The sequence below is a fragment of the Sphingomonas bacterium genome (assembly GCF_903644135.1).
Lineage (GTDB): Bacteria > Pseudomonadota > Alphaproteobacteria > Sphingomonadales > Sphingomonadaceae > Sphingomonas.
Map to the genome: position 1 here is coordinate 1 of NZ_CAHJXA010000203.1, position 5,136 is coordinate 5,136.

Below are 5,136 nucleotides of genomic sequence, written 5' to 3' on the forward strand. Positions count from 1 at the left end.
TCTCCTGGCTGATCGGATCGACGAAGCGCACCGCGTCGGTCAGCCCGCCCGCCTTGAGCCGGCTCTCCAGCCCCGCAGCCGCCTCGGCCAGCGGCGGATCGACCCGCTCATAGCCATGCCGCCGCGCCGCCTCCAGCACCCGCGCCTCCAGCGCCGCCGCCGCATCGGCATGGGGCGGCAGCGCGTCACGGAAGCCTTCGGGGAGGAGTGCGGTCACGCCCAAGCGCCTAGCGCGATCAGAAGCTCAAGCCCATCGCCGTCTTCACGCCCGGCAGCGCCTTGACGGTGGCGAGCAGTTCGGTGGTGACCGGCTCGTCGATCGACAACAGCAGCACCGCCTCGCCGGCAGCCTGGCGGCGGCCGAGATGGAAGGTGCCGATATTGACCCCCGCCTCACCCAGCGCGGTGCCGAGGCGGCCGATGAAGCCCGGCGCGTCCTCGTTGACGACGTACAGCATCGGTCCGGCGAGATCGGCCTCGACCTTGATCCCGAACAGCTCGACCAGCCGGCCGGCATCGCCGAACAGCGTGCCGACCACCGACCGCTCGCCGTCGGCAGTCTTCACCGCGACGCGCAGCAGCGTATGATAATCGCCCTCCCGCTCGGTCCTGATCTCGCGCACCTCGATGCCGCGGTCGCGCGCCAGGAGCGGCGCGTTGACCATGTTGACCGTCGCGGTCTGAGTGCGCAGGAAGCCCGCCAGCACGGCGCTGGTGATCGGCTTGGGATTGAGCTCCGCCGCCGCGCCTTCGGTATGGATCGACACACGGGTGACCGCGCCGGTGGTGAGCTGGCCGACCATGCCGCCCAGCTTCTCGGCAAGCGCCATGTACGGCTTGAGCTTTGGAGCCTCCTCCGCCGACAGCGACGGCATGTTGAGCGCGTTGGTGATGCCGCCCGCCATCAGGAAGTCGGCCATCTGCTCGGCGACCTGGATGGCGACGTTGACCTGCGCCTCGGTCGTCGACGCGCCCAGATGGGGGGTGGAGATGAAGCCCGGCGTACCGAACAGCGGGCTCTGCTTGGCAGGCTCCTCGACGAACACGTCGAGCGCCGCGCCGGCGATGTGGCCGCTGTCGAGCCCCGCCTTGAGCGCCGCCTCGTCGATCAGGCCGCCGCGCGCGCAGTTGACGATGCGCACGCCCTTCTTGGTCCTGGCGAGGTTCTCCGCCGACAGGATGTTGCGCGTCTGGTCGGTCAGCGGCGTGTGCAGCGTGATGAAGTCGGCGCGCGCCAGCAGCGTGTCGAGGTCGACCTTCTCCACCCCGATCTCGATCGCGCGCTCAGGGGTCAGGAACGGGTCGTAGGCGATCACCTTCATCTTCAGCCCGCGGGCGCGGTCGGCGACGATGCTGCCGATGTTGCCGGCGCCGATCAGGCCGAGTGTCTTGGCGGTCATCTCGACCCCCATGAAGCGGTTCTTCTCCCACTTGCCCGCCTGGGTCGACCGGTCCGCCTCGGGCAGGTCGCGGGCGAGGGCGAACATAAGGGCGATGGCGTGCTCGGCGGTGGTGATCGAGTTGCCGAACGGGGTGTTCATCACCACCACGCCCTTGGCGGAGGCGGCGGGGATGTCGACATTGTCGACGCCGATGCCGGCGCGGCCGACGACCTTCAGGTTGGTCGCGTGCTCGAGGATGGCGGCGGTGACCTTGGTCGAGGAGCGGATGGCGAGGCCGTCGTAACCGCCGATGACCGCCTTGAGTTCGTCCGGCGTCTTGCCGGTGATCTCGTCGACCTCGACGCCGCGCTCGCGAAAGATCTGCGCGGCGCGGGGGTCCATTTTGTCGGAAATCAGTACCTTGGGCATGAGAAGTTCCTTGATTACCGTCATCCCCGCGAAGGCGGGGGCCCAGCTCCTGCGGAGCGGCTTGCGGAACGGCTGGGAGATGGGTTCCCGCTTTCGCGGGGATGACGGTTAAGAGGCTTTGGCGGTCGCGTAGGCCCAGTCGAGCCATGGCCCGAGCGCCTCGATATCGGCGGTGTCGACCGTCGCCCCGCACCAGATGCGCAGCCCCGGCGGGGCGTCGCGATAGCCGGCGATGTCGAACGCGGCACCTTCCGCCTCCAGCAGGCCGGACAGCCGCTTGATGAACGCCTCGTCGGCACCCTCGACAGTGAGGCAGACACTGGTCTTCGACCGGCTCGTCGAATCGGCTGCCAGATGCCCGAGCCAGTCGCGGGTCTCGACGATCGCATCGAGCGCGGCGGCGTTGGCGTCCGAGCGCTCGATCAGGCCGCCCTCGCCCAGCGACTTCGCCCATTCGAGCGACCAGATCGCGTCCTCCACCGCCAGCATCGAAGGGGTGTTGATCGTTTCGCCCTTGAACACGCCCTCGGCCAGCTTGCCCTTCGACACCAGGCGGAACACCTTGGGAAGTGGCCAAGCGGGCGTATAGCTTTCCAGCCGCTCGACGCCCCGCGGGCCGAGGATCAGCACGCCGTGCGCACCTTCGCCGCCCAGCACCTTCTGCCACGAGAAGGTCGCGACATCGATCTTCGCCCAGTCGATATCATAGGCGAACACCCCCGAGGTCGCGTCGGCGAAGCTCAAACCCTCGCGGTCGGCGGCGATCCAGTCGGCGTTCGGCACGCGCACGCCGCTGGTGGTGCCGTTCCAGGTGAACAGCACATCGCTCGCCCAGTCGACCTGAGTCAGGTCGGGCAGGCGGCCATAGTCGGCGCGGATCACGGTCGGCTCGATCTTGAGCTGCTTGACCGCGTCGGTCACCCAGCCCTCGCCGAAGCTCTCCCACGCCAGCGTCGTCACCGGCCGCGCGCCCAGCATGGTCCACATCGCCATCTCGAACGCGCCGGTGTCGCTGCCGGGAACGATGCCGATGCGATGGCTGTCGGGCAGCCCCAGCACCTCGCGCATCAGGTCGATCGCGTATTGCAGCCGCTGCTTGCCAATCTTGGAGCGATGCGAGCGGCCGAGGCTGGCGGTGGCGAGCTTCTCCGCCGACCAGCCGGGCGGCTTGGCGCAGGGACCCGAGGAGAAGAAGGGGCGCGCCGGCTTGGACGCGGGTCTAGTCACGGCGGCCCCAACGGCCGCGAGGGTATCAGTCATGTAACTCTCCTTGCAGAGAGCACGCGCGGCGTTGGGACCGCGTGGCCCGTCAATCGCCCTAGAGAGGTCGGGCGCGACGGGCAACCGCCTTATCGCACCACTGTCATGCCGGCCTTGTGTCGGCATCCAGGGTTACGCACACCACACCGATGGGTTGGTGGGGCTCTGGATGCCGGTACAGGCCCGGCATGACGACGGCGGCGATGCTGGCGATCGCGCTTGCCGGCTGCGGCCGATCGCCGCCGGCGACGATCACGCCGCGCTCGATCGCCGCCCCGGCGGAACGCGAGACGCAGGCCTGCTTCGCCGACCTCGCGGCGATGGGCGTCCGCTTCTCGCCGATGGTCGACCATGATTTTGGCAAGGGCTGCAGCTGGGTCGGCGCGGTGCAGCTGGTCGATATCGGCGTGCCGGTCACCAACCTCACCGCGATCCGCTGCGGCGAGGCACGCGCCTTTGCCGGCTGGGTGCGGGGCGCGGTCGCACCGGCGGCGTTCCAGATGCTAGGCAGCGAGCTGGCGCGGGTCGAGGGGATGGGCAGCTATGCCTGCCGCAACGTCGTTGGCTCAGCCGGCAACACCAACCGCCGCTCGGGCCACGCCATCGCCAACGCGATCGACATTGGCGGCTTCGTCCTCAAGGACGGGCGGCGGGTGACGATCCTTCACGACTGGACCTCGCCCGACCCGGCGGTGCAGCGCTTCCTCGCCGCCATCCACGCCTCCGCCTGCAAGCGCTTCGGCACAGTGCTGTCGCCCGCTTATAATGCCGCTCATGCCAATCACTTCCACCTCGAAGACGATCGGGCCGGGCTGTGCCGCTAGCCTTGCGCGCCCCACCCGTCGCCAGTAACCCCGGTTGATGACCGATACCCGCGTACCCAGCCGCGTCTTTCCGCGCGCCCGCCAGGATGCTCAGTCCGCGAAGGACGCCGTCTCCACCCCGCAGACACAGAACCCGGCCTATCGCCTCGCCTTCCAAGACATGGACTTCCTGCTGCGCGAGGATTTGCGCCCGGTCCGTTTCCAGCTGGAATTGTTGAAGCCGCAGCTGCTACTCGCCGAGGCTAACATCGCCTCGACCTTCGTCATGTATGGCTCGGCGCGCATCCCCGAACCGGCCAAGGCGCAGGCGATTCTCGACCTCGCCACCGACGACAAGGGCCGCGCGATCGCGCAGAAGCTGGTCGAGAAGAGCCGTTATTACGATGTCGCGCGCGAGCTTGCCCGTACCGTCTCGCAACTGCCGCTCGACGAAAGCGGCAAGCGCCAGTTCGTGGTCTGCTCGGGCGGCGGTCCGTCGATCATGGAGGCCGCCAACCGCGGCGCACAGGACGTCGGCGCAGAGTCGATCGGGCTCAACATCGTCCTGCCGCACGAACAGGCACCCAATCCCTATGTCACCCCGGCGCTGAGCTTCCAGTTCCATTATTTCGCGCTGCGCAAGATGCACTTTCTGCTTCACGCGCGCGCGCTGGCGGCGTTTCCGGGCGGGTTCGGCACATTCGACGAGCTGTTCGAGTTGCTGACGCTGATCCAGACCGGCAAGATCGCGCCGATCCCGGTGCTGCTGGTCGGGCGCTCCTTTTGGGAGCGGGTGGTGAACTTCGACGCGCTGGTCGAGGAAGGCGTGGTGTCCGAGAAGGACCTCGGCATCTTCACCTATGTCGAGACGGCGGCGGAGGCATGGGAGGCGGTGCAGCGCTTCTACCAGGAGCGCGCCGCGCAGGAGCCCTCGCCGCCTGCTTAAGGTGCAGGAGCCACGGCGTCAGACCCAAAGGCCGACACGGGACCAATCCCGTGTCGTCGGACGGGTCGGCGATGCCGCCCGCCAGCCGGACCTGCGCGTCTCCCGCGCAGCGTGGCTGCGCTGGTGCGCGCTGCGGCTTACTGCTTGGCCTTCGCGCCCTGCTTGGTGGCTTCGGGATCGATCGACGGCGCGCCCGACGCGGGCGAGCCGGTATTGGAGATGGTGGCGGTCGGCGCGCGGCGGTCGGTGGCGACGGCGCTGACCGCGCTGGTCGCACCGGGAGCGCCCGACACGCCCTTGGGCGCGGTGCCGCCGG

At 68.8% G+C, this 5,136-nt stretch carries 5 protein-coding genes; 2 read left to right on the plus strand and 3 right to left on the minus strand.

Features of this window, described 5'->3' with window-relative positions; translation table 11 throughout:
- From HUU96_RS10865 to HUU96_RS10875, 3 genes are all read right to left on the minus strand, one after another.
- Positions 1 to 223, minus strand: a 223-nt coding sequence (locus HUU96_RS10865; protein ID WP_254605185.1) for an ATP phosphoribosyltransferase regulatory subunit, incomplete at its 3' end; no start/stop codon positions are given.
- A 13-nt stretch (positions 224 to 236) separates the two neighbouring features.
- On the minus strand, positions 237 to 1,811 hold the full coding sequence (gene serA, locus HUU96_RS10870) for a phosphoglycerate dehydrogenase (RefSeq protein WP_174292822.1): 1,575 nt from the start codon (positions 1,809 to 1,811) through the stop codon (positions 237 to 239).
- A 108-nt stretch (positions 1,812 to 1,919) separates the two neighbouring features.
- Positions 1,920 to 3,071: a phosphoserine transaminase gene (locus tag HUU96_RS10875; RefSeq protein WP_174292823.1), complete on the minus strand. Its 1,152-nt coding sequence runs from the start codon at positions 3,069 to 3,071 to the stop codon at positions 1,920 to 1,922.
- 188 nt (positions 3,072 to 3,259) lie between these two features.
- On the opposite strand from HUU96_RS10875, the gene HUU96_RS10880 reads away from it, so the two are divergent.
- Together HUU96_RS10880 and HUU96_RS10885 are read left to right on the plus strand one after the other, a co-directional pair.
- Positions 3,260 to 3,895, plus strand: a complete 636-nt coding sequence (locus HUU96_RS10880; protein ID WP_174292824.1) for an extensin family protein — start codon at positions 3,260 to 3,262, stop codon at positions 3,893 to 3,895.
- Positions 3,896 to 3,932: 37 nt separating this feature from the next.
- On the plus strand, positions 3,933 to 4,820 hold the full coding sequence (locus tag HUU96_RS10885) for a TIGR00730 family Rossman fold protein (RefSeq protein WP_174292825.1): 888 nt from the start codon (positions 3,933 to 3,935) through the stop codon (positions 4,818 to 4,820).
- The last annotated feature ends 316 nt before the right edge of the window (positions 4,821 to 5,136 follow it).